Source organism: Mucilaginibacter sp. UR6-11 (genome assembly GCF_020880695.1).
GTDB lineage: Bacteria > Bacteroidota > Bacteroidia > Sphingobacteriales > Sphingobacteriaceae > Mucilaginibacter.
Genome location: NZ_JAJIWO010000008.1, coordinates 86,111 through 110,924 on the forward strand (window position 1 = coordinate 86,111; position 24,814 = coordinate 110,924).

21 protein-coding genes are annotated in these 24,814 nt (G+C 42.9%); 7 read left to right on the forward strand and 14 right to left on the reverse strand.

What is annotated here, in order from left to right:
- The first annotated feature begins 8 nt into the window (after positions 1–8).
- The gene (locus LJ658_RS17005) at positions 9–3,239 is read left to right on the forward strand and encodes an amidohydrolase family protein (protein ID WP_230547737.1); all 3,231 of its coding nucleotides are present in this window, start codon (positions 9–11) and stop codon (positions 3,237–3,239) included.
- Between the two features lie 231 nt (positions 3,240–3,470).
- On the opposite strand, the gene LJ658_RS17010 is transcribed toward LJ658_RS17005, so the two are convergent.
- Positions 3,471–4,757, reverse strand: a complete 1,287-nt coding sequence (locus LJ658_RS17010; protein WP_230547738.1) for a citrate synthase — start codon at positions 4,755–4,757, stop codon at positions 3,471–3,473.
- A 165-nt stretch (positions 4,758–4,922) separates the two neighbouring features.
- Here LJ658_RS17010 and LJ658_RS17015 point away from each other — a divergent pair, with 165 nt between their 5' ends.
- Positions 4,923–7,754 (forward strand): PAS domain-containing hybrid sensor histidine kinase/response regulator, encoded by a 2,832-nt coding sequence (locus LJ658_RS17015; RefSeq protein ID WP_230547739.1) that lies wholly within the window; start codon positions 4,923–4,925, stop codon positions 7,752–7,754.
- 34 nt (positions 7,755–7,788) lie between these two features.
- On the opposite strand, the gene LJ658_RS17020 is transcribed toward LJ658_RS17015, so the two are convergent.
- Entirely contained in the window at positions 7,789–9,036 is a 1,248-nt protein-coding gene (locus tag LJ658_RS17020; RefSeq protein WP_230547740.1) for an ABC transporter permease, read from the reverse strand.
- 152 nt (positions 9,037–9,188) lie between these two features.
- Between LJ658_RS17020 and queA the strand changes: the two genes are divergently transcribed.
- Positions 9,189–10,238 carry a tRNA preQ1(34) S-adenosylmethionine ribosyltransferase-isomerase QueA gene (gene queA / locus LJ658_RS17025; protein ID WP_230547741.1) on the forward strand — a complete coding sequence of 350 codons (1,050 nt, stop codon included), beginning with the start codon at positions 9,189–9,191 and terminating at the stop codon, positions 10,236–10,238.
- A gap of 116 nt (positions 10,239–10,354) precedes the next feature.
- Positions 10,355–11,062, forward strand: a complete 708-nt coding sequence (locus LJ658_RS17030; RefSeq protein ID WP_230547742.1) for a 2-C-methyl-D-erythritol 4-phosphate cytidylyltransferase — start codon at positions 10,355–10,357, stop codon at positions 11,060–11,062.
- Here LJ658_RS17030 and LJ658_RS17035 read toward each other — a convergent pair.
- The 7 genes from LJ658_RS17035 to sppA all read right to left on the reverse strand — a co-directional run bounded on the left by LJ658_RS17035 (position 11,052) and on the right by sppA (position 17,762).
- The gene (locus LJ658_RS17035; protein WP_230547743.1) at positions 11,052–11,528 is read right to left on the reverse strand and encodes a histidine phosphatase family protein; all 477 of its coding nucleotides are present in this window, start codon (positions 11,526–11,528) and stop codon (positions 11,052–11,054) included. The two genes, LJ658_RS17030 and LJ658_RS17035, sit on opposite strands and share 11 nt — an antisense overlap.
- Before the next feature lie 11 nt (positions 11,529–11,539).
- Positions 11,540–12,172 (reverse strand): outer membrane beta-barrel protein, encoded by a 633-nt coding sequence (locus tag LJ658_RS17040; protein ID WP_230547744.1) that lies wholly within the window; start codon positions 12,170–12,172, stop codon positions 11,540–11,542.
- 6 nt (positions 12,173–12,178) lie between these two features.
- A complete protein-coding gene (locus LJ658_RS17045) occupies positions 12,179–13,144 on the reverse strand; it encodes a glycosyltransferase family 9 protein (protein WP_230547745.1) in 966 nt (321 codons plus the stop codon).
- A gap of 10 nt (positions 13,145–13,154) precedes the next feature.
- Positions 13,155–13,664, reverse strand: a complete 510-nt coding sequence (rfaE2, locus tag LJ658_RS17050; RefSeq protein ID WP_230547746.1) for a D-glycero-beta-D-manno-heptose 1-phosphate adenylyltransferase — start codon at positions 13,662–13,664, stop codon at positions 13,155–13,157.
- 4 nt (positions 13,665–13,668) lie between these two features.
- Complete coding sequence (gene gmhA / locus LJ658_RS17055) at positions 13,669–14,223, reverse strand: D-sedoheptulose 7-phosphate isomerase (protein ID WP_230547747.1); 555 nt, start codon at positions 14,221–14,223, stop codon at positions 13,669–13,671.
- Positions 14,224–14,227: 4 nt separating this feature from the next.
- Positions 14,228–15,901, reverse strand: coding sequence for a DNA polymerase/3'-5' exonuclease PolX (locus LJ658_RS17060; RefSeq protein ID WP_230547748.1), 1,674 nt, complete (start codon positions 15,899–15,901; stop codon positions 14,228–14,230).
- Between the two features lie 97 nt (positions 15,902–15,998).
- Positions 15,999–17,762, reverse strand: coding sequence for a signal peptide peptidase SppA (gene sppA, locus LJ658_RS17065; protein WP_230547749.1), 1,764 nt, complete (start codon positions 17,760–17,762; stop codon positions 15,999–16,001).
- 88 nt (positions 17,763–17,850) lie between these two features.
- Between sppA and folK the strand changes: the two genes are divergently transcribed.
- Both folK and LJ658_RS17075 read left to right on the forward strand, forming a co-directional pair.
- Positions 17,851–18,330, forward strand: a complete 480-nt coding sequence (gene folK / locus LJ658_RS17070; RefSeq protein ID WP_230547750.1) for a 2-amino-4-hydroxy-6-hydroxymethyldihydropteridine diphosphokinase — start codon at positions 17,851–17,853, stop codon at positions 18,328–18,330.
- 23 nt (positions 18,331–18,353) lie between these two features.
- Positions 18,354–18,731 carry an Hpt domain-containing protein gene (locus LJ658_RS17075; RefSeq protein ID WP_230547751.1) on the forward strand — a complete coding sequence of 126 codons (378 nt, stop codon included), beginning with the start codon at positions 18,354–18,356 and terminating at the stop codon, positions 18,729–18,731.
- Here LJ658_RS17075 and purS read toward each other — a convergent pair.
- The 3 genes from purS to rho form a co-directional block, all read right to left on the reverse strand.
- Positions 18,728–18,976: a phosphoribosylformylglycinamidine synthase subunit PurS gene (purS, locus tag LJ658_RS17080; protein ID WP_230547752.1), complete on the reverse strand. Its 249-nt coding sequence runs from the start codon at positions 18,974–18,976 to the stop codon at positions 18,728–18,730. The two genes, LJ658_RS17075 and purS, sit on opposite strands and share 4 nt — an antisense overlap.
- A 39-nt stretch (positions 18,977–19,015) precedes the next feature.
- A complete protein-coding gene (locus LJ658_RS17085; protein ID WP_230547753.1) occupies positions 19,016–19,753 on the reverse strand; it encodes a phosphatidylcholine/phosphatidylserine synthase in 738 nt (245 codons plus the stop codon).
- Positions 19,754–19,904: 151 nt separating this feature from the next.
- Positions 19,905–21,521 (reverse strand): transcription termination factor Rho, encoded by a 1,617-nt coding sequence (gene rho, locus LJ658_RS17090; RefSeq protein WP_230547754.1) that lies wholly within the window; start codon positions 21,519–21,521, stop codon positions 19,905–19,907.
- Positions 21,522–21,840: 319 nt separating this feature from the next.
- Between rho and pyrF the strand changes: the two genes are divergently transcribed.
- Positions 21,841–22,671, forward strand: coding sequence for an orotidine-5'-phosphate decarboxylase (gene pyrF / locus LJ658_RS17095; RefSeq protein WP_230547842.1), 831 nt, complete (start codon positions 21,841–21,843; stop codon positions 22,669–22,671).
- Positions 22,672–22,742: 71 nt separating this feature from the next.
- On the opposite strand, the gene LJ658_RS17100 is transcribed toward pyrF, so the two are convergent.
- Positions 22,743–23,279: a pyridoxamine 5'-phosphate oxidase family protein gene (locus LJ658_RS17100; protein ID WP_230547755.1), complete on the reverse strand. Its 537-nt coding sequence runs from the start codon at positions 23,277–23,279 to the stop codon at positions 22,743–22,745.
- A 106-nt stretch (positions 23,280–23,385) separates the two neighbouring features.
- A complete protein-coding gene (locus tag LJ658_RS17105; RefSeq protein ID WP_255670523.1) occupies positions 23,386–24,756 on the reverse strand; it encodes an exonuclease domain-containing protein in 1,371 nt (456 codons plus the stop codon).
- Between the last annotated feature and the right edge of the window lie 58 nt (positions 24,757–24,814).

Genomic DNA, 24,814 nt, shown 5'->3' on the forward strand with positions numbered 1-24,814 from the left:
ATTAACTGATGAAGCTACTTAATATAACATTTATATTTTTAATAACGGCATGTACCGTACAGGCCCAAAAATGGAATGTAGAATCCCCTCCGGGAATAGCAAAAAAAGTAACAATAACTACCGATGAAGGTACCTGGATGGACCTTGATGTAAGCCCCGATGGTAAAACTATTGTATTTGATTTATTGGGCGACATTTACAGTATCCCCATTACCGGCGGCAAGGCTGTTTTATTGGCCGGCGGTCATGCCTATGAAGTACAGCCCCGCTACAGTCCGGATGGTAAATATATATCCTATACCAGCGATAAAGAAGGCGGCGATAACATTTGGATAATGAATGCTGATGGCGGAAACAAACACTCCGTCACCAAAGAAAGCTTCCGGTTATTGAACAATGCATCGTGGACCCCTGACGGCCAATACGTAGTTGCACGCAAGCACTTTACCGCCAGCCGTTCATTAGGTGCCGGCGAAATGTGGATGTATCATAAAAATGGTGGTGATGGCATACAGTTAACTAAACGTAAAAACGACCAGCAGGATGCCGGTGAGCCAACGGTATCGCCCGACGGGAAGTTTGTTTACTGGAGCGAGGATGTTACGCCCGGCCCTTCTTTCCAATACAGCAAGGATCCTAACGCAGGCATTTATGCCATAAAGCGACTAAACCGCGACAATGGTAATATTGAAACTGTAACCGGTGGTGCTGGTGGCGCATGCCGCCCGCAACTATCTCCGGATGGTAAGCTGCTTGCCTTTGTTAAACGGGTAAGGCTAAAATCAGTACTGTACCTGCATAATTTAAGCACCGGCGAAGAATGGCCCGTGTATGATAATCTATCGCATGACCAGCAGGAAACATGGGCGATTTTTGGGGTATATCCCAATTTTTCGTGGACGCCCGACAGCAAGAACATCATTTTTTACGCCAAAGGAAAGATCTGGAACCTGGATATAAACACACTTTCAAGTATACAAATACCATTTGAGGTAACATCGCAACAAACCATTACTGATGCGCTGCATTTTCCGCAAAGAGTATTTCAGGATGAGTTCACAGCCAGGATGATCAGGCAGGTAACCACCTCGCCCGACGGGAAACGCATCGCATTTAATGCTGCCGGTTTTGTCTATATTAAAGATCTGCCGAATGGTGTACCCATGCGGATAGATACCATTGGCGATTTTGAATACGATCCGCATTTTAGCCCGGACGGTAAACAGCTGGTTTATGTAGCCTGGAACGATGCTTTAAAGGGTGCTATTTATACAACCGATCTTACCACCCATGTAACGACACGGATAACCAGCGATAAAGGTTTTTATTACACCCCTAAATTCTCAAACCGCGGCGATAAAATATTGTATCGTAAAGGCGAGGGAAATGAGGTGCTGGGATTTGCGTTCGGCACCAATCCCGGAATTTATACCATACCTACCACTGGCGGCAACCCGCAATTGATATTGGATAATGGTATTGACCCTACATTCTCCGCTGATGACAGCAAAATTTATTTTCAGAGCGGGGAAGGTGGTAAAAAAGCTTATAAGGTGATGGATGCTAACGGTGCTAATCAAAAAACGCTGTATACATCAACTTACGCGACACAGTTTGCCCCAAGTCCGGATGGCAAATGGATGGCTTTTACCGAGCTGTTTAACTGCTACATTACGCCAATGGTTAATACAGGCGCGCCACAGGAATTGTCCGCCACAAACAAATCACTACCCTTAAATAAATTAACCCGTGACGCGGGCACGTATTTACACTGGAGCAAAGACAGCCAGAAATTAATGTGGACCCTGGGACCCAAATATTATACCCGGGATATAAAAAACGCTTTTCCGTTTATTGATGGTGCTGATAAAACCCCGCCAATTGATACGGCCGGCATTGATATCGGCCTTAAGTTAAAAACTGATGTACCTGACGGAAAAATAGCTTTTACCAATGCACGCATCATCACCATGAAAGATGATGAGGTGATTGAAAAAGGCACCATCGTTATTGATCGTAATAAAATATTGGCTATTGGCAAAACTGCCGATGTGCAGGTGCCCGATGATGCCAAGATCTATGATGTTGCCGGTAAAACAATCATGCCGGGTATCATAGACGTACATGCTCACTTACACCCAAGCCCTGACGGTATTTCGCCGCAACAGGACTGGAACTACTTTGCTAACCTGTCTTACGGTGTTACCACCTCGCACGATCCGTCAAGCAATACCGAGATGGTTTTCAGCCAGTCTGAGATGTTAAAGGCCGGACGCATGGTTGGACCCCGTGTTTACTCAACCGGCTCGGTACTATACGGTGCCGATGGCGACTTCAAGGTAGTGATCAATAGCTTAGATGACGCACTTTCACATCTGCGCCGGTTAAAAGCTGTTGGCGCATTTTCGGTAAAAAGCTATAATCAACCCCGTCGTGAGCAACGCCAGGAAATTGTTGAGGCCGCGCGCCAGTTGCAAATGGAAGTTGTGCCAGAGGGTGGTTCAACCTTTTTCACCAACATGAACATGATATTGGACGGCCAAACCGGCATTGAGCACAGCATACCCGTTTGGCCCGTTTATAAAGACGTAATATCCTTATGGAACAATAGCAAAACAGGTTATACGCCTACCCTGATTGTGAGTTACGGTACTCAGTTTGGCGAAAACTTTTGGTATGACCGTACCGAGGTCTGGAAGAACGAACATTTGTTAAATTTCACTCCGCGTTCAATAGTTGACGCCCGCTCGCGCCGCCGGACTACTTCTGAATATGGCGAGTATGGCCATATTGAAGTATCCAAATATGTTAAAGCCATAGCAGATGGCGGTACTAAAATAAACCTGGGTGCACATGGCCAGCTGCAGGGCCTGGGCGCTCACTGGGAAATGTGGATGCTTGCACAGGGCGGGATGACGCCGTTGCAGGTTATCCGTTGCGCTACCATAAACGGCGCCTCTTATCTGGGCATGGATAAAGAAATAGGATCATTAGAGCGGGGTAAACTTGCAGATCTGATCGTGCTTAACCAAAACCCGCTGGACGATATCCGCAACAGCGATAATATTAAATATGTCATGATCAATGGCCGCCTGTATGACTCTGACAGCATGAACGAAATTGGCAATCACGAAAAGCTGCGTGCCCGCTTCTGGTGGCAGTTAAGCCGTGGTGAGGGTGTAACCTTACCGGTTGGCAATACAGAAACTTATTTGTTTAGCAGCGAAAACGGCGATTAATTTGATTTCGGAATTATTATAAAGCACAGGGCCCGGTTTCTTTCGATTCCGGGGCCTGTGCTTTTGGGGTGTTCCACTTTGCGTGAGCGGAACAAAGCGGAACACCCCGGAACACTCCGGAACACTCCGGAACACCCCGGAACAGAGCGGAACACCCCGGAACACTCCGGAACACCAACAAAAAAAGCCCCCGGTAACCGGAGGCTTTAAATATATCTAAAGATTTAAAAATTATCTTTTGTCAATGCCGACATATTCCCTGTCAACTGCGCCATTGTAAATTTGACGCGGGCGGCCTATAGGCTCCTTGTTTTGTTTCATTTCTTTCCATTGTGCTATCCAGCCCGGTAAACGGCCCAGGGCAAACAGTACCGTGAACATATCCGTAGGGAAACCTAATGCGCGGTAAATAATACCTGAATAAAAGTCGACATTAGGGTAAAGTTTACGTTCAACAAAATATGGGTCCTTTAACGCCACTTCTTCTAAACGCTTGGCTATCTCCAATACCTCATCATTGATACCCAGTTTTTCCAATATATCGTCGCAGGCTTTTTTGATGATCTTGGCACGCGGGTCAAAGTTTTTATAAACGCGGTGACCAAATCCCATCAGGCGAAACGGATCGTTCTTATCCTTTGCTTTGTTGATCCATTTATCAGTATCGCCACCGTCTTCTTTAATTTTCTCCAGCATCTCAATAACAGCCTGGTTGGCACCACCGTGCAGCGGGCCCCATAATGCAGAGATCCCTGCAGATACTGAAGCGTAGATGTTTGACTCGGACGACCCTACGATACGCACTGTTGATGTTGAGCAATTTTGCTCATGATCGGCATGTAAGATTAACAGTGTGTTCATGGCGCTAACCACAACCGGGTCAATTTCCACTTCTTCGGTTAACTGGCCAAAGGTCATGTTCAGAAAGTTGGTTACATAATCAAACTTATTAAGCGGGTACATAACCGGGTGGCCCAGTGATTTTTTATAGATCCACGAAACTATGGTAGCCATTTTACTAAGCATTTTAATAATGCTCTGGTTCAGCTCCTCTTTAGTTTGGTTGGGTTTTAATGATTCGGGATAAAATGCAGATAATGAACACACCAATGAAGACAACTGACCCATTGGATGCGATTTTGACGGGAAGCCATCAAAAAACTTTTTCATATCCTCATGCACCAGCGTGTGGCGGCTTATTTCATACTGGAAATCTTTTAGCTGCTGCGCAGATGGCAAATCACCATATATTAACAGGTAAGCAACTTCAATAAAGGTTGATTTTTCGGCAAGCTCCTCAATTGGATAGCCACGGTATTTGAGTATACCTAACTCACCATCTAAAAAAGTTATACCGCTTTGCGTAGCACCTGTATTTTTATAACCGACATCAAGTGTTACGTACCCGCTTTGATCTCTTAATTTTGAAATATCAATAGCTTTTTCCCCTTCGGTACCCTCTATAATTGGAAGATCATATGTTTTATCACCTATTTTTAATTGTGCTGAGCCTGACATAGAAAGATTTTTGTATATGCAACAAATATATATAAATCCGCGTATAATTTCCCTGTTACTACGGTTGTGGAATTGTAAAAAAGTTGTCTTATAAACTTATTATAAATCAAAGCCCTCCATTTGGTATATTCGTAGCTATAAATCTTATTATAAAATATAATGTTAATGGCAACAACCGGCGAGCCTGTATTATTAAACTCAATTTACTACAGTGTTGGCCTGCCCTTAACCGCTTTACTGTTAACCGTCTTTTTTATGGCAATTGCCTACCGGCGGTTAATCAAAAAAGCGGTTAAAAATTACACCTCAAAACTACCAAACAACCCCCACCAGCTTAACTCGCTCATTAACTCGCTTGACGACGTTATTTTTGAATTTAATGAAGATAAAATTTGCCTGAGCGCCTGGTTCAATGAGTTTGAGGACCGTGTGGTTAACCCCAATATATTAGTTGGTAAAAGGATTGAAGATGTTTTAAGCGCCGAAAAATCTGTTAAGTTTGATGAAGCGCTTGACTATGTCATCGCCAACCGCAGGCCAACCTCATTAGAGTACATTTCAGACTATGGCACCGGCCGCTGGCAACTGGCCAAACTAACGCCGGTATTTGACCGCGATGGCAATTATACCTACCGCATTTCCGTATCGGTGGCGGACATTACCGAGCAAAAAAATTATGCCGCTGTTCTAAAAGAAAAAGAGTTGTTGCTTTTAGAAGCGCAAACGATAGCTAAAGTTGGCAACTGGCTGTTTGACGGCGCTACCCGCGATATATTTTTTTCACCTAATTTACTTTCAATTTTAGAAACCGAGGCTATCCCCGCGGATGTGGATAAGCTGGAGTATTATTCGGGTATGATTCATCCCGATGACCTGGAAAGCGCTTCAAAATTTCTTTTTTCGGTATCAACGTCCACCGAAAAAGAACATGAACACCGGCTCGTTACGGCTGCTGGCAATCTAAAATACATCAGGATTATTATTGGTGATAAAGAATTAAACACGGACGGCAGGCTGAGAAGGATTGTTGGTATCATACAGGATATCACCGATATTAAACTATCAGAAAAAGCTATAAAAAAAGGCCGCAATGAATTGATTGAGGCGCAAACCATAGCCAAAATTGGTAACTGGAGTTGGGATAACACATCACATAAGCTATCATGGTCTGACGAGATAACCAATATTTTTGAGGTTGAACCGGGACTTTTGGCACAAATGGGGGTAAAAAGACTATTGTTAACGTATGTGCATAAAAACGATAAATTTGTTTTACAGCATCTTTTTAAAGGCGCCACCAACACCCCCAATTATACCTGCGTTTTCAGAATAGTGACCGCCGGAGGCGCTGTAAAATATTTAAGCGTGATCATTGGCAAAATATTAAAAAATGATACCGGAAGCACCCGCAAAATAATAGGCACCTTACAGGATATTACCGACCGGAAACAGGTTGAAATAGATTTTAAAAGGACAGAGAATAAATACAAACTGGTATTAGAAACAATTAAACTTGCGGCTATTTCATTAGACAGTGACGGCGGCATCATTTTTTGCAATCAACATTTGGCCAATTTGCTGGGTTACAGCCAAAAAGAAATACTGGGTATGAATTGGATTGACAGCTTCATACCTGACGAATTAAAAACAAGCGTCAGCAATATGCTTGCTCACAATGCCTTGCCTTTGCAATACGTTAACCCGGTGATATGCCGCAACGGCGAACAGCGCATCATTAGCTGGCAAAACACAACAAGCTATGATGAGAATGGCCTGCTAAAAGAAACAACCGGTATTGGCGAGGATATTACTGATCAGCAAAAAGCGACAATGGAATTAATATCGGCCAAAGAACTGGCCGAAAAGTCGTCAAAGTTTAAGTCCGACTTCCTGTCAATAATGAGCCACGAGATACGGACACCCATGAACGCGGTTATTGGTACAACTAACCTGTTGTTAATTGATTCGCCGCGGCCCGAGCAAATGGAATATTTAAATATTCTTAAATTTTCGGGCGAGAACCTGCTGGCCATTATTAATGACATTTTGGATTACAACAAAATAGAGGCTGGTAAATTAGACCTTAACGAACTAAAATTCAATATCTATACGCTGACTCAAAAAATAAAACAAACTTTTGCTTCAAAGGCCGCCGAAAAGAACTTAACGCTCGACCTTACCATTGACGAGGCCATACCGGAGATGGTAATTGGCGACCAGATGCGCCTTAGCCAGATACTAAATAACCTGATAAGCAATGCGGTAAAGTTTACCACTAAAGGCAAAATAGCCATTACCTTAAAAGCAGGTCAGCTGCATGATGACCAGGTAAACATCAAATTTATTGTTGAAGATACCGGGGTTGGCATAGCGCCCGAAAACCTGAACATGATATTTGATCCGTTTATGCAGGAACCAAGCTTTAACAACAATAATTACGGCGGTACAGGCCTGGGACTGGCCATAACCAAACGATTGATCAACTTACACAACAGCGATATTTCTGTAAAGAGCCAGCCTGAAAAAGGGACGACCTTTACCTTTACCATAGCCTTTAACTTACCGGAAAAAGAAACTAAAAACGGGAATACCCGATCGGCAGGTAACCCGACGCTTAGCTTACAGGGAATGAATGTTTTGATAGTTGATGACAATAAGATGAACCTGCTTATTGCATCAAGATTTTTAAAAAAATGGCAGGCTAACGTTGATGAAGCCTTAAACGGAAAAATTGCGGTTGATATGGTGACCGGTAAGCTTTATGATCTGATTATTATGGATCTGCAGATGCCCGTAATGGATGGTTTTGAAGCTACCGAGCTGATTAAGAAAAGCCAGCCAAATATACCTATAATAGCCCTAACCGCCGATGCTATGCCGGAAACCTATGATAAGGCGCTAGCGGCCGGAATGAGTGATTACTTAACAAAGCCTTTTGTACCTGCCCTTTTATTTGATAAAGTATCCAAGTATTACCAGGCAGTGATTAAAGAGTAGGTTGCCTAATTACTAACATAATGTCCTCTAACCTCTAATTAGATCTTATTGCTTCAACCGGGTCAAGCTTTGAAGCAAACCAGGCAGGCACAATACCCGATATGACACCTATAGCAACTGATGTGCCTATCCCTATAATCACGTTTTTCATGTAAAGCACTATAGCAATATCAGCCAACCATTTTACAATAAATGTACCGCCATATACCAGCAACAGCCCTATTAACCCACCCATGAGGCAAAGTATAATTGACTCGGTTAAAAACTGCAGCAGTATAAAATAATTTTTGGCCCCTAATGATTTCTGAATACCAATGATATTGGTGCGCTCTTTTACCGAAACAAACATAATGTTGGCAATGCCAAACCCACCAACCAGTATAGAGAACAGGCCGATTATTAAGCCGGCTACATTTATAACTTTAAAAACAATATCCAGCTGATCAGACAGCATTGTGCTTTCGTTTAAAGCGAAGTTATCCTCCTGGTTGGGTCTTAAACTGCGGATGGAGCGCATCAGTCCTTTTAACTCCCCTTTAACATCAGCCACCGGGATACCGTCTTTACCGCGCACTACTATTGACGGGCGATAACGTTCGTTTTGAACATCTATCAAATTATGCGCAAAATTTAACGGGAGTAATACTTCTTTATCGGCAGATATACCCAACATATCCTTTCCCTCTTTTGCAAATACGCCAATAATGGTTACATATCTGCCCATTACTTTTATCTTTTTCCCGACAGCGGTACCACCGGGGAATAAATTTTCAGAAATATCATTGCCTATTATGGTTACCGGCGCGCCTGTCTGCGATTCTATTTCGGTAAAATACCTGCCATCCTGGAAATCAAAGTTCCACGTTTTATCATGATCCTGGGTGCAGGCATCAACCTGCGCCCCATCAACGGTATTACTGCCATATTTTATGGTACGGTTGTCAATTCCAATTTCATAGGATATAGCGGCAGCTGTTTGGCTTCGGTGTTTCAGTTCTTCAAAATCGCGAAGCTTTGATACGGGGCGCTGCATATACTTCCACCAGGGATATTCGCCATCTGATGTCCAGGGCCACTTTTCAACATACACACTATTGCTTCCCAGTTTATTTACGCTTTTCTGCAAATTATCGCGCAGCGTATCCACCGCCGAAAAAACAGCTATAATGGTAAATATACCTATGGTAACTCCTAGTAAAGACAACAACGTACGCAGCCTGTTTTGCCTTAAAGCATCAAAAGCAAACAGCACACTTTCTCTGAAAAGTTTTAAAAAAATCATATTGTATTGATGTTAGACATACCTTATACTGCTTAGTTACAATATTTATATATTTTATTAATATCAACAAGTTAACACAATTCGCCTCATTATCTGTTATATTCCCACTAAATTTGCATACATTTGCGCCCTGAAAATTCATATATATAAGCATGAAATTATCTCAATTTAAATTCAATTTACCGGAATCATTAATTGCACACACACCTTCAGCCATCCGGGACGAATCCCGTTTAATGGTATTGCATAAAGATTCAGGAAAAATTGAACATAAGGTTTTTAAAGACGTATTAGATTACTTTGACGATCAGGATGTTATGATCCTGAACAATACCAAAGTATTCCCGGCCCGCATGTACGGGAATAAAGAAAAAACAGGAGCTACTATTGAAGTGTTTTTGTTAAGAGAGCTCAATAAAGAGCTTCGTTTATGGGACGTATTGGTTGATCCGGCACGTAAAATACGTGTAGGCAACAAATTATATTTTGGTGATGACGACTTGTTAATTGCCGAAGTTGTTGACAATACCACTTCACGCGGCCGTACTATCCGTTTCTTATTTGACGGGACTGAAGAGGAGTTTCGCCGCAATGTCGAGATATTAGGAGAAACACCGCTGCCTAAATACATCAAACGCAAAGCTACCGCCGAAGACAAAGAACGTTATCAAACTATTTTTGCCAAACATGAAGGCGCGGTTGCCGCACCTACAGCGGGCTTGCACTTTAGCCGCGAGTTAATGAAACGCCTTGAATTAAAAGGCGTTGAATTTGCCGAGGTTACATTGCACGTTGGTTTAGGTACGTTCCGTCAGGTTGAAGTGGAAGATCTGACCAAACATAAAATGGATTCAGAACAGATCATCATCGATCAAAAACAGGTTGATATTGTTAACAGGGGTATTGAACGCAAAAAACGCATTTGTGCGGTTGGTACAACCAGCATGCGCGCCATTGAATCGGCCGTATCTGCCAGCAAAACATTAAAGCCTGTTAACGACTGGACAAGCAAATTCATCTTCCCTCCGTACGAATTCAGTATCGCCAACTCGATGATCACCAATTTCCATACGCCGGAATCGACACTGTTGATGATGGTATCGGCCTTTGGTGGTTATGAAAATGTAATGAACGCATACGAAGTAGCAATAAAAGAAAAATACCGCTTTTACAGTTATGGAGACGCTATGCTGATCATCTAATTTAGCGTTCGGCCCTAGATATTAAGATGTGAGATTGGCAACGGTCTCACATTTTTATTTTTATCGGTATATTAAGATGCTTATCTTTCGCAGGCAACGGCCGGGTTAATAAACATATGTCTCAAATTTTAAATCTCAAATCTCACAGCTGCTATGCCATTATTGTTGCCGGTGGCTCGGGCAGCCGTATGCAGTCGGCATTACCGAAGCAATTCCTTTTAATTAACGGGCTGCCTGTATTAATGCACACGTTGCTGGCATTTTATAACAGCGATACAAAACCCGGGCTAATTTTAGTATTACCCGCCGATTATCACGAATACTGGCAACAGCTATGTATCAGGCACAACTTCGTTATCCCTCATCAATTGGCCATTGGTGGTGAAACAAGGTTTCATTCTGTTAAAAACGGATTGGACCTGATAGCCGATAACGAGGAAAGCATTATAGCCGTGCAGGACGCAGTTCGGCCGTTAACCAGCAGTGAAATAATTGACAACGCTTACAAACATGCCGCTGCGTATGGCAATGCCGTTGTGGCGGTTAAAAGCCGTGATTCGATAAGGCAGTTAAAAAATAATACTTCGGTAGCCCTTACGCGCGATGAAATTTACCTGGTGCAAACCCCGCAAACTTTCCAATCGGCACAATTAAAAGCAGCGTACCGACAGGAATATAATCCCAAATTTACCGACGATGCCAGTGTTGTGGAAGAAACAGGCGTAAAGATTAACCTGATAGCCGGGAGCTATCAGAATATCAAAATAACTTTTCCTGAAGATGTAGCCATTGCAGAGCTGCTGTTAAAGCTACCTAACCTTTAGGCGAGTCATAAAAAATCAATTTCCCTGCGCTGCCGCTTACGGCTGCCCAGGTGTCCAGCTCAAATTCTATCAGCGCTACGGCCCCTGGCGGCACATCATGAACCTCGTCAGTCAAGTAATGAAGCACTTGCGCTATTGCGGGGTTATGCCCTACCAGGCCAACAAAATCATACTCATCGCTTAGCTGACTAATAATATCGACCAACTGGTCTTGGCTTGCTTCGTAAATACCCATAATTTCCTCGGATTTGGGTATTGCCAGGTGCTGAGAAAATACGTTGGCGGTACTGATAGTACGCAGCGCCGGGCTGGCAACCAATATTTGCGGTAATAAATTATGTTCCTTCAGCCTGCCCGCCATGATGGCCGCATTCTGCAGGCCTGATGGCTTTAACGGCCTTTCAAAGTCAACAAAACCTGTTTCGTGGGTAGCTTTGGCATGTCTTACCAACAGTAGCTTTTTCATAACGATACAATTTATTTAAACAAGTAGCCCAAACCGATAGCGAACTCCCTGTTTCTTACAACAGCGGTACCCGTATCTTGTTGCGTGGTTGACGCGATATTATTAAGCCCCAATGTAAAGGCCATGTTAAACGTCACACGGTTGCGAAACTCAAACCCTGACGAAAAATTTAATCCCGTGTCAAATTTTGTGGCGTCATCATTCTTACCGAACCTTATTTTGTCGGATGACATACTGCCAGGTGTTTCGTAATTAAGTTTTCCGCTAAGGCCCGTAGCCAGGTATCCGCCTGCCCCCACATAAAAAACGCCAAGATCAGTAAATGTAAATTTGCGCAATACATTAACCGGCAGCTCCAGGTAAGTTAAATGTGTGGTGGTGGTCAGCGCATCATTAAACACCACCGACCCTTTACCGGATATCCCTAAACCCGCCTCCAGCCAATAACCATCTTTAACCGGCATTTGGGCTATCCCTTTGATGTTGAAAGTTTTTATTGAGCTTGCAGAAAGGATCTCGGGATTATGGATCTGCTGGTAACTAAAACCACCCGAGATTTTTACGCCGTAGGTTATTTTCTGCGCGGTTGCATAGCGTCCCGTAAAACCTATAAATACCAACAAAATTATCGCTCTTTTTATCATGGCTGGCTAGCTGTTTATAAATTCCGTAATCTCATTTTCAGGAATATCGTACATACATTTAAAGTGCCCCAACGGACAAGCCGGCAAACCAAATTTTGAACAGGGCCTGCAGGGCAGCTCTATACCTGCAACCAGTACCTCTTTTACCTTATAAGGTTGTACCCCTAATAACTCCGGTACCGTCCCTCCCCATACAGATACAATGGGCCGGTCAAAAGCCTCAGCTATATGAGTTAAACCCGTATCAAAACCAATTACCTTTGCAGCTTTTGATACCAGGTACACTGATTCATCCAGCGAAGTGATCCCACACGCATTAAAAATTTTATCACCTAATGCAGCCGCTATGATGGCACCGTTAGCTTTTACATCGTTGCCACCCAATAGCACCAGCGGCGCGTCAATATCCCGGCAAAGGCTGATGATCTTTTCGTTAGGCATACGCTTGGTAAAGTGCGTAGCGCCAATTATAAAGGCTACAAAGTTTTGCTGATGAGATGCTGGCAATAGCTTTTCAAGCTGATGATCTGCCTTTATATAATAGTCAATCGGTTGGTCGTCATTTTTAACGCCTAAAAATTTTACGGTCTTCAGGTACCTGTCAACCAAATGTACCGGCGGAACGAGTTTTAAATTAAACTTCAGGCTTAACCATTTGCGGATGGCTTGTTTCTTGTAGGTTGATGATTTAATGCCGGTACGCAGCTTAATTATCGCCGTGCGCAGGTTGTTGTGCAGATCGATAATATAATCGTACTGGCCGGCTTTGATCTCTTTTATGGTATCGCCCAGATCGGGCTTTAACAATAATAGTTTATCAACGTAAGGGTTATTATCATAAATATATTTAAAAGCGGGCTTGGTTATAAAATGGATCTCGGCACCGGCTAACTGTTTTTTAAGGCATCTCACAACAGGCGTCGTGTAAATAATATCGCCCATTGAACTAAAACGGATAACCAGTATCTTCATTTGTTATGCCTTAGGTACCCTGGTTCTTTATTCTTTGAATAATAGATGTTGACGAGTAGCCTTCAACCAGGTCAATTGTTTTTACTTCGCCGCCGTTTGCTATCACTTGTTTGGCGCCAACAATATTGTCAATGGTATAGTCGGCTCCTTTTACCAATATATCCGGTAATAAGGTAGTAATGATATTTAACGGTGTATCTTCTTCAAAAATAACAATGCCGTCAACAAAAAACATCGCGGCAAGCAAAGCTGCACGGTTAGCCTGGTCATTTACCGGGCGCCCCTCACCCTTCAGGCGTTTTACAGAGCTGTCGGCATTTAAACCTACAATCAGTTTGTCGCCCAGGTTGGCCGCTTTGGCCATGTAGGTTAGATGACCGATATGGAGCAAATCAAACACGCCATTGGTAAATACCACCTTCTCGCCTTCTTTTTGCCAAAAAACAACTTTGCTTTTCAGGGTTTCCAGATCGTTGATCTTTTCGAGCAATGCCCTTTCAAAATCTCCTCTTATCGGCATAATCTTAAAATAAGTCGTCTACGGCCTGGCATAAAATATGGCCTATTAATATATGCATTTCCTGTATGCGCGCGGTAACATCAGCCGGCACAATTATATTCAGATCACAAAGTGCCGTCATTTTACCGCCATCACGTCCCGATAAGCCCAGGGTATTACAACCCAGCTCACGGGCCGTGCGCAATGCTTTCAAAACAACCTCGCTGTTGCCGCTGGTCGATATGCCTATAAACAGGTCGCCCGGGCGTGCCAAAGCTTCAACCTGGCGCGCAAATACATGTTCATAACCATAATCATTGGCAATGGCGGTAAGTGCCGAGGTGTCAGTAGTAAGGGCTATACCTGGCAGGGCCTTGCGGTGTTTAACAAAACGCCCGCTTAGTTCGGCAGCTATATGCTGGGCATCGGCGGCGCTGCCCCCGTTACCGGCAATTAAAACCTTGTTATCCCTTTTTATGGCCGATGTCATTAATTCGCAGGCCTTTTCAATATCCGGCACCAGCGTATCGATAACTTTTTGTATGGTATTTTGATGATCCTTAAGTTCCTGAATAATCATTGGCTTATTTTTTTTGGGTTTTAAAAACCTGCGTTATTTCCTGCAATGATAACGCATTCAAACATCTTTCTTTATATAACCCGCCTTTACGGGCAACAATTACGCCATAGTGCATATCCAGAAACCCCTCATTACGGTGTGCATCCGGGTTAATTGATAGCCAAACCCCTTTTTCTAAAGCGTATTGGTGCCAGCGCCAATCCAGATCGAGGCGCAGGGGGTTGGCGTTTATCTCAATAACTACGTTGTTAGCGGCACAGGCATCTATAACTTTTTTATAATCAAAAGTATAACCATTACGGCTTAGCAGCAACCGCCCGGTTGGGTGCCCCAGGATAGTGGTGTATGGGTTTTCAATAGCTTTTATCAAACGTTCGGTGGCTTTCTCTTCACTCATTTTTAGGTTGGTGTGTACCGATGCCACTACAAAATCAAATTTCTTTAAGATCTCATCCGGATAGTCCAGCGAGCCGTCATTTAAAATATCCGACTCAATACCTTTAAAAATATGGAAGCCATCCAGCTTTTTATTAAGATGATCTATCTCTTCCTGCTGCTGTAATACCCGTTCAATACTTAAACCCTTGGCATAAAACGCACTCTTGCTGTGATCGCACATGCCCAGGTATTCCAGTTTCAGTTCATCACGGCAGTAAACAGCCATTTCTTCAACCGTATTTATCCCGTCGCTCCAGGTGCTGTGGTTGTGCAAAGTGCCTTTAAGATCATTGAATGATATCAGGCGGGGCAATTGTTTTTTGGCGGCACGTTCTATAAACGTCGTTCCTTCGCGCAGCTCCGGCCTGATAAACTCCAGCCCGGCTTTCTGATAAATAAGTTCTTCGTTTTCCGGCTGATCGGCATCATCTCCCCCACGTCCAAGCACGGCTTTTACGTGCTCGTCATTACCGGTTTGGATAAACAAGGTCCTGAAGAAAAATCGCTTTTCAACAACGTTGATAACAACCTTTAAGCCATTATCCGTCTCGCCGGTTATGCGGTGTTCTTTTACTGATAAATTATTTAACAGATCAGAGTGTAAAATACTTTGAGACGCAATGTCCTGGTCGCGGCTGCCAACAATTACAATCAACTCATTAACAATTTCACATAAGCGGCGATACTCGCCCGCAAAATCAATTAAAGCATTGGTAAATATACCTTTCAGTTTATCCATCAGCCGGTCGGCTTCCGGTTCAACCTGCGCATACAGGAACTTGCCGCTGCTGGCCATTTTAAATTCGATAGCCTTGCGGATATCATCCTGCGTTTTTAAACCAAAGCCTTTGGCTTCAATCAGGCGGTTTTCATTACAGGCATAAAAAAGTTCGCCAACAGTTTCAATCCCCATCTCGTGCCAGATGGTAGCCACCTTTTTGGCGCCGATGCCTTTGATCGCCATCATCTCAACAACGCCGCCAGGCGTTGCTGCCAAAAGCTCTTCCATTTCTACCATAGTGCCGGTTTGCACCAGTTCGATGATCTTAGCCGCAACACTTTTGCCGATACCGCTGATCTTCTCCAATTCCTCGAAAGGTTTACTGGCGACCGGATACGGCAGTTTATCTACATTAAAGGCCGCGTTAGCTATTGATTTTATTTTAAAGGGATTAACCACATGCAGTTCCATGAGTTGCGATAACAAGCGAAGCTTGCGGGCTATGGGTTTATTTTCCATAATTTAGTTAAGCAGTAAAAATACGAAAGCTATACTTTAGTTCATAGCTAATAGTTCACACACAATTGCTATGAACCGGCATCCGTTAACTATTTGCTTACTTCACTACCACATCATACTCCATCCTTGTCAATGGGGTACGCATCATGGACGTTACATTTTTAATCTGCTCATAAATGCCGTAGTTTTCGCCAAGTTCTGATTTAAGTACTTTGGTTTTCATTTCGGCGCTAAAGCTTTCACCCAATTTATTAAATACGCTTTTTTGCTCAGGATAAGCAACCAGCCGATAGTCTTTTAGGTTAGCCTTTTTTGCTGCTGATTTTACGGCATCGCTAATATTACCCAGGCGATCAACCAAACCAATTTTTAAGGCCTGCTCACCGGTCCAGACGCGGCCTTGGCCAATGCTGTTAATATATGCCTGTGTTTTATGACGGCCCATAGCTACAGCCCTGGTAAAATCGTCATAGCCATGGTTGATCTGATTTTGCAATATTGCACGTTCTGCAGCAGTTAACGGGCGGCTGGTATTACCCAGGTCTGCATACTGCCCGGTTTTAACACCGTCAAAGGTAACGCCCAGCTTATCATTAAATAATTTTTGCATGTTAGGTAACACCGCGAAAATACCTATTGACCCGGTAATGGTATTGGGTTCGGCATAAATAGAATCGGCGGCGCATGCAATATAATAACCGCCAGATGCGGCGACATCGCCCATTGAAACAATAACGGGTTTTACTTTTTTGGTAAGCATAACTTCGCGCCAGATCACATCACTGGCCAACGAACTGCCACCCGGCGAGTTTACACGCAGTACCACCGCTTTTATTTTATCGTCCAATCTAACTTTACGTAATGCTTTTGAGGTAGTTTCTGATCCGATACTATTATCCCCTCCCTCGCCGCCGGCAATATCGCCCGAGGCGTAAACTACCGCTATGCGGTTAGTGGATACCTCTTTAGTGTCTTCGTCCGAACTATTGGTGTAGTCGGCCAACTCAACGCTGCTAATGTCTTTTTTGGATTTCACTCCCAGCCTGCCTTTAAGCTCGGCTAACAATTCATCTTTATATTTCAACCCATCTACCAGCTTTAACTTTAATGCGTCCTGGGGGCGCTGTATGCGCATCTGGTTGGCATAGTTAAACAGCGAGTCTTTGTTAATACCCCTGCTTTTACCGATATTAGTTAAAAAATGATCATATAATGATCCAAGATACGAGGTAACCTGCAGGCGGTTAGCATCGCTCATTTTAGTAAGTACCAGCGGTTCAACGGCACTTTTATAGGTCCCTACTTTAATAACCTGCGCCTCAATACCCAATTTATCCAAAGCGCCTTTCAGAAAAGTAACTTCTGAGTTAAAGCCATCAAACTCAAAAATACCTTTTGGGTTAATGTATACCTTATCGGCAACCGATGCCAGGTAATAAAAGCCTTTGGTATAAACTTCGGCATAGGCTACGACAAATTTTCCTGACTTTTTAAAGTCGATCAATGCGTTACGAATCTCTTCGGTAGTAGCCTGACCCGATAGCATATAGCTTTCGTCCAAAAATATTCCTTTAATATTATTGTCTGTTTTGGCCTTTTTTATATTGGCCAGTATGTCTTTTAATCCTATTAATTTGTCGCCGTCAAGCCCTAAAAAGCTCAGGTTGGCTAATGGATTATTTGGAGTACGTTCTGCGATGGGGTATTTGATATCGATATGTAAAATTGAGTTTTCATCAACCTGTACACTTTTTTCGCTGCCTGCCGCAGCTATGATTCCGGCTATAACTAAAACTATAATTAAGGTGGATAAAATTATGCCGACAATAGTTGCCAGCACAAATTTGAAAAATTGCTTCATTTACTATTATAAATATTATATCTATGCAAACTTAATAAAACCATGCGGTATAATATTAAGAGCGGTATCTATAATATTTGTTACAACAATGAATGAGGTTTTTTTACTATTAGGCAGCAACCTGGGCGACAGGAAGTTCTTTTTGCAACAGGCTATTATGCATATCGCTTATGATATAGCGCCGGCTACCAAAATATCGTCGGTATATGAAACCCAGTCATGGGGAAAAACCGACGAACCGGACTATCTGAATATGGTTGTAGCGCTGGAAACAGATCTTCCGGCAAAAACGATATTAGAAAAAATATTATTCATCGAAGAAGTGATGGGCCGCAAACGCGAAGAGAAATGGGGATCGCGGATTATTGATATTGACATTTTATATTATAACCAAGAGGTAATTGATAAACCCGAATTACAGATACCCCACCCCGAAATGCATAAGCGCCGCTTTACGCTAGAGCCCCTTGCAGAAATAGCCCCCGATTTTATGCATCCCGTGTTGCACAAAAATAACCTGGCGCTTAAAAGTGAGCTAAAAGACAACTTAATTGTAAAAAAATTATAAATTTGACTATACAACCACCAATTATGCCAGTTGATTTAACAAATTTTGATCTTGATCTTACATTGTTGCAGGAAATTGCTGATGGCAGCGATGAGTTTATTGTTGAATCGATAGATATGTTTTTTCAGCAAACCCCATCCTCTATACACGATATAAGCGAAGCCTTTGACCTCATGGACTGGAACGCGGCAGCATGCGCGGCGCATAAGATGAAAGCCACGCTTGGTTTTTTTGGCATGTTAAACTGCCAGGCATTAATTCAGCAAATTGAGTTAGGTTGCAAAACGGGCTCGCCTGATATAACAGACCTTAGGGCAAAGTTTGACCAGGTGCAGGCATTAATTACTGCCAACACAATTGCTTTACAACAAATAAAAGAAGAAATTGGGGCTAAACTTTAAAGTTGTTCTAATTTAAAGGTATAGCTCTCCATAATTAAATTAGCCAATAAATTCTTACAGGCCAACTCAACTTTTTCGTGTGCAACCTCTGCACTATCGGCTTCAATTTGCAGGGAGATGTGTTTGCCTATCCGGATATTCTGAATTTCGGCAAGGCCTAAGTTTTTCATACTGCCGGTTACGGCTTTTCCCTGTGGGTCAAGGATCTCTTTTTTAGGCATTACATCTATTTCAGCTTGAAACATTTTCATGGAGTAGTTTGGGTTAAAAGATATTATAAGCAGTTAAACATTCTTCTTTATGCTGCCGGTAATATCGTCATTAGCTATTTTAAATTGAATAATTGACAGGGATATATATATAAATATAACCGCAGGTACAGCGGCAAATTTAAAAAATAGAATCAATATAGCGGCGAACAACAGCAATAAATACCGGTAAAGATTCCGCGGATCGCGATTTTTAAATTTTAACGACATCAGCGGCAGTTCGGCTACCAGTAAAGCGCTCATTACCACTACCAATGCGGATAAAGTATACTGATTTAAGATATAAACATTTAATGCCGGATATTGGTCTATTATAAAGGGTAACGACGCTATAAGCACCCCGTTAGCCGGCGTAGGCAACCCGATAAAAATATCGGCCTGGCGGGTGTCGGTATTAAACTTGGCTAAACGCAGGGCCGAAAAAACGGCAATTGCAAAAGCGATGAAGCATAAATAAGGACCTATCTTTTCAATCTGGGGCGATTTTAAAAATAGTTCATATAAAATTGCTGAAGGCAGAAAGCCAAAGCTCACCACATCGGCCAGCGAGTCGAGATCCTTACCAATGCCAGAAAATGATTTTAAAACCCGGGCAGCAAATCCGTCAAAGAAATCAAATATTGCCGCTAAAAAAAGCGCGTAGGCGGCGGTTATTAAGTCATCTTTAAACGCAAATACAATACCCACGCAACCGCTAAACAGGTTGAAACATGTTATGGCATTAGGCAGATGTTTTTTTACCCGCTTTTTCATTTTAGCCTCGAAGGTATCAGTATTAACTTACTTAATCAATAACAATCGATTAAGTTATTGGTTGATTACGTTGATATGTGAATAGTTGTTACAATTTGTACTTAAAAATTATAACAAATACCTTAACAAACCTAATCAACCAATAACCAAATTAAGAATTCATGGATATTAAGAACTCTTCGTTAGTTTTTGTACCTCTAACCTGGCTTTGCAGGAATTCCATCGCTTCGATCGAGTTCATATCTGCAAGGTGATTACGCAGTATCCAGATACGTTGCAGGGTTTCTTTATCCAATAATAAATCATCCCTGCGGGTACTTGAAGCGGTAATATCAATAGCCGGGAACACGCGTTTGTTTGATAGTTTACGATCCAGTTGTAACTCCATGTTACCGGTACCTTTAAACTCTTCAAAGATAACCTCGTCCATTTTTGAACCGGTTTCTGTTAGTGCAGTAGCAATAATGGTTAATGAACCGCCATCCTCGATATTACGGGCAGCACCAAAGAAACGTTTAGGCTTGTGCAATGCGTTGGCATCAACACCACCTGACAATATCTTACCTGATGCCGGCGCTACGGTATTGTAGGCACGGGCCAAACGGGTGATAGAATCTAATAAAATAACCACATCATGACCGCACTCAACCATACGTTTAGCTTTTTCAAGCACAATGTTGGCAATTTTTACGTGACGCTCGGCAGGCTCATCAAATGTTGATGAAACAACTTCGGCGCGTACGCTGCGGGCCATATCGGTAACCTCCTCAGGGCGCTCATCAATCAATAAAATGATCAAATAAACTTCCGGGTGATTTTTGGCGATAGCGTTGGCCACGTCTTTTAATAACATGGTTTTACCCGTTTTAGGCTGCGCCACAATTAAACCGCGCTGCCCCTTACCTATCGGCGAGAACAGGTCCATAATACGGGTTGAATAATTACCCGGATCTGTAAACAAGCTCAGTTTCTCTGACGGGAAAAGCGGTGTCAGGTGATCAAATGGAACACGGTCACGCACTTCGGCCGGAATACGGCCGTTAATGGCCTCAACACGTACCAACGGGAAATATTTCTCGCCTTCTTTTGGCGGGCGGATGCTGCCACGAACAGTATCACCGGTTTTAAGGCCAAATAATTTTATTTGTGATTGCGATACGTAGATATCATCCGGGGATGTTAAATAGTTATAATCAGACGAGCGCAGGAAACCATAGCCATCAGGCATGATCTCTAAAACACCTTCGTTTACAATAACATTATCAAAATCTAAATTAATAGCAGGCTCCTGGGTTTTTTGTTGCTGAACGCGGCGCTCAAATTTTTGAGGGCGGCCTTCGGCCGACGGATCAGCAGCAATGGTTGCCGCAATTTCGCCTTCCTGTTCGGGCGATTGCGCTTCAGTTTCTTCTGCGGTTATATCTTCAATCTGTGCATCGTCGGTCTGTGGCTCATCGTCCTGCAGATCAAACAGGTTGGTGTCATCTAGAGGCACCTCAATGCGGGGCTGATTAGTGTTTTTTACCGTACGTATTCTGTTACGGGTTTTCTTTTCGCTGGTTTCGGCAGCAGGCGCACCTATCGGGGCGTAATTATTTTCTACTACTTGTTGTTGTGCTCTGGCAGCTTCAATAAGTTGCTGCATTTGTACGATATTTGATATCAGCTCTGGCTTTCTTAGGGAGTCAGCATCAGCAATACCTAAACTTTTTGCAATTTCGCGCAACTCAGAAACGAGTTTGTCGTTCAATTCGGTTGTCTCAGACATGTTATGAATTATGGGTTCAAAAGGGGGTTTTTATTACGATAGTTATTCGTGAGTCTTAATATATTCTACTCGGATTGTTTGAAAGAAGTTTATTTGCAGCTTAATTGAAATGTTTAAATCCAGGCAACCTACAAAGATAATTAACGTGGAATTTTAAAAATGTTTCTCTAGTGCAAGAAAAATTCAAAGGATAACACTGCAATTGTAATCAATTATTTTAAAAAATCAAACTTTAAAAAAAAATATCTTTAATAAGCCCGCACTTAAACTAATTTTTAGTTTTTTTGGGCATTCAAAATACTTACCTCAACTATCCATGATCACGCGCCGGCAGCTTATAGACCAGATCAAACAAAAAAAATCATTTTTATGTGTCGGGTTAGATACTGATCCTGATAAAATCCCCGAATTTTTAAAGCGATACCCTGATCCGGTGCTCGAATTTAATAAGCGGATAATTGACGCTACCAAAGATCTTTGCGTGGCTTATAAACCCAACTCGGCTTTTTACGAGAGCTACGGTGTAAAGGGTTTGCAAAGCCTGATAGCAACCTGGAAATATTTACCTGCCGATTGCCTGAATATCATAGATGCCAAACGCGGCGACATCGGTAATACTTCTGATAAATACGCCAAAGCTTTTTTTGACGAAGCAGCCTCAGGAATGAGTTTTGACGCGATAACAGTTACGCCTTACATGGGTAATGACAGTGTTACCCCCTACCTGAAATATGATGGCAAATGGGTGATCATCCTGGCGCTCACGTCTTCTGCAGGCAGTAAGGATTTTCAATATTTAGATACAAACGAAGGCCGCTTATATGAGGCCGTAATAAAAAAAGCCGTCACCTGGGCCGGTGCCGACCGGATTATGTTTGTAGTAGGCGCCACCAAAAGCACCGAATTTACCGACATACGTAAATATGCGCCGGATAACTTTCTATTGGTTCCGGGCGTGGGCGCACAGGGCGGCAGCCTGGAAGACGTGTGTAAATATGGAATGAACAAAGACTGCGGACTACTGGTTAATGCATCCCGCTCCATTATATATGCCGGCAACGGCGACGACTTTGCAGATGCCGCCCGCGCCGAGGCGCTGAGTATGCAGCAACAAATGCAGGTAGAATTGGAAAAAGCGGAAATAATTTAGTTATGAGTGGTGAGTTTTAAGTGATGGGGTTATATCCGTTTACTCAAAACTCACCACCCATAACTCAAAACTTAAAGCTCTATCTTCCCTTCAACAGAATCATCCAAAGTTTTACCAATGGCTGCACCGGCCAGTTGTTTAATAAAGGCTACAGCATTGCCGTGTTTGTTGTCCCAATAATAGGCAGCTGTTGGTTCCAGTTTCACTACGGCAATCCGCGGATCATCCTCGCCTTCGGTAAACCATGTTTTTAATATCGGTTTCCAAAACTCTTTTATCTTTTCTTTATCTGCACTTAGTATCACAACGCCGTACACGTTCAGATAATCCGAATATTTTGACCCCTGGAAAAAAAGTTGGGCAAGCGGTTCGTTTTGCAATTCCTGGTACGTTTCACTGTCGTTGGCCAGCAAAAACCATAAGCTCCCCTCATCGTCCACCTGCTGTACGGTCATAGGGCGGGCCGATACCGGCAGGCCTGTTTTAATATTGCTGCAAAAGAAACAGGTTTTAGCTTCTTCTGCCAGTTCCTTTAATTTATCTAATGCTTCGGGCCCGTTAAGGTCCTTGAAATTATCTTCGGGTTGATTTTGATTAATGCTGTTCATAATTGATGTTTTTAATAGTTTTTATGTATTAAAAACTTACCAATTATGATGCCATTTAGGTTAACGAGTCGTAGAGACGCAATGCATTGCGTCCCTACATATTAAATTATGCAAACACCACCTTACGCTGCGGGAACTTCGCGGCATAATTAGCTACCATATTTTTAATATAGTCGTTGCCCGGGTATGGGGTGATATAGTTTTTAAGCTGCTGCAGGCTCTCTACATCAAAATAATGCGAGATATACCCCATGCCATAAAACTTTCCCTTCTCAACCAGTATACAGCTATGCTCGTCATCCGTACGGCCCTCATCACGGATAGCAAAAGTTGGGAGCGCCTGGTTCAATTCATCAAGGGCCAGTTGGACTTTTTGATTATAGCTTTCAACAGGTTCTATGCCTGTGCAGGCGCATTGGTCTTTGGCTATGCCGATGCAGGGCTCCGTGTTATTTTGGATAAAACAAAGTTTGGGGCAAAGGCCGAAGGTATCTATCAGCTGGTTTAATATTGCTCTGCCCTCAAGCATGGTATTGCACGTATAGATTGCACCGGTATATTTCCTGTGCTTATCAACTGCAAGGCGCATATAGCCCCGCTGATCTTCGAACATATACAACCCATAAGCATGCTCAAAGCGTTTTAACGAGCGGTTGTACTTTGGCCACAGGCGTTTAATCTCGACCGCTTCCAATACCAGCGCAATTAACTCTGTACCACAAACCTGGTGGGTTATCTGGTGGATCTCCTTCAAAAATCCTTGCCGTTGCGACCCCGGGTTATTGCCGGTGAAATGGCTGCTTACCCGTTTTTTGATATTTTTGGCCTTACCTACATATATTACCTTCCCCTTATGGTCGTGGAAATAATATACGCCCGGGCTGTTTGGCAATTCCTGTACAGCTTTTTTGGGCAGATGTGGTGGCAATACCTGTTCTTTCGAATTTGCCTTTAGCGCCTGTTTAATGTGGTCGTCCCTATCGTTACGCAGCAGCAGGCTAAATAGTTCGGCAGTGGCTTCGGCATCGCCCATAGCGCGGTGACGGCTTTCATTACCAATACCTAAATGATGACATAACTTATCCAGGCTGTAGGAGGGCAGTCCCGGTAATATTTTACGGCCCAGCCTTACTGTACATAGTTTATTGCTTTGCAGTTCATAGCCCGCCGCAGCCAAATGATAACGTACAAACGAATAATCGAAATTGACATTATGGGCGATGAAGATCTTTCCATGCAGCATATGGTAGATATCGGCGGCTACATCTTCAAATGGCGGTGCTTCGGCCACCATTTCATTGGTGATGCCGGTTAAGGCGCGTATGTAGATAGGGATCTCCCTGCGGGGATTGACAAGCGTACTAAAGCGTTTGGTTACCTTTTTACCATCGTGTAAACAAATAGCAATCTCGGTAATACCGTTTGCGCTGGCATGCCCCCCCGTGGTCTCAATATCTACAATTGCATACATATCCAAATGTAGTAAATTACTAATATTTTTAGTTGATTATTATAAATAAATTTTGTGGGTAGAA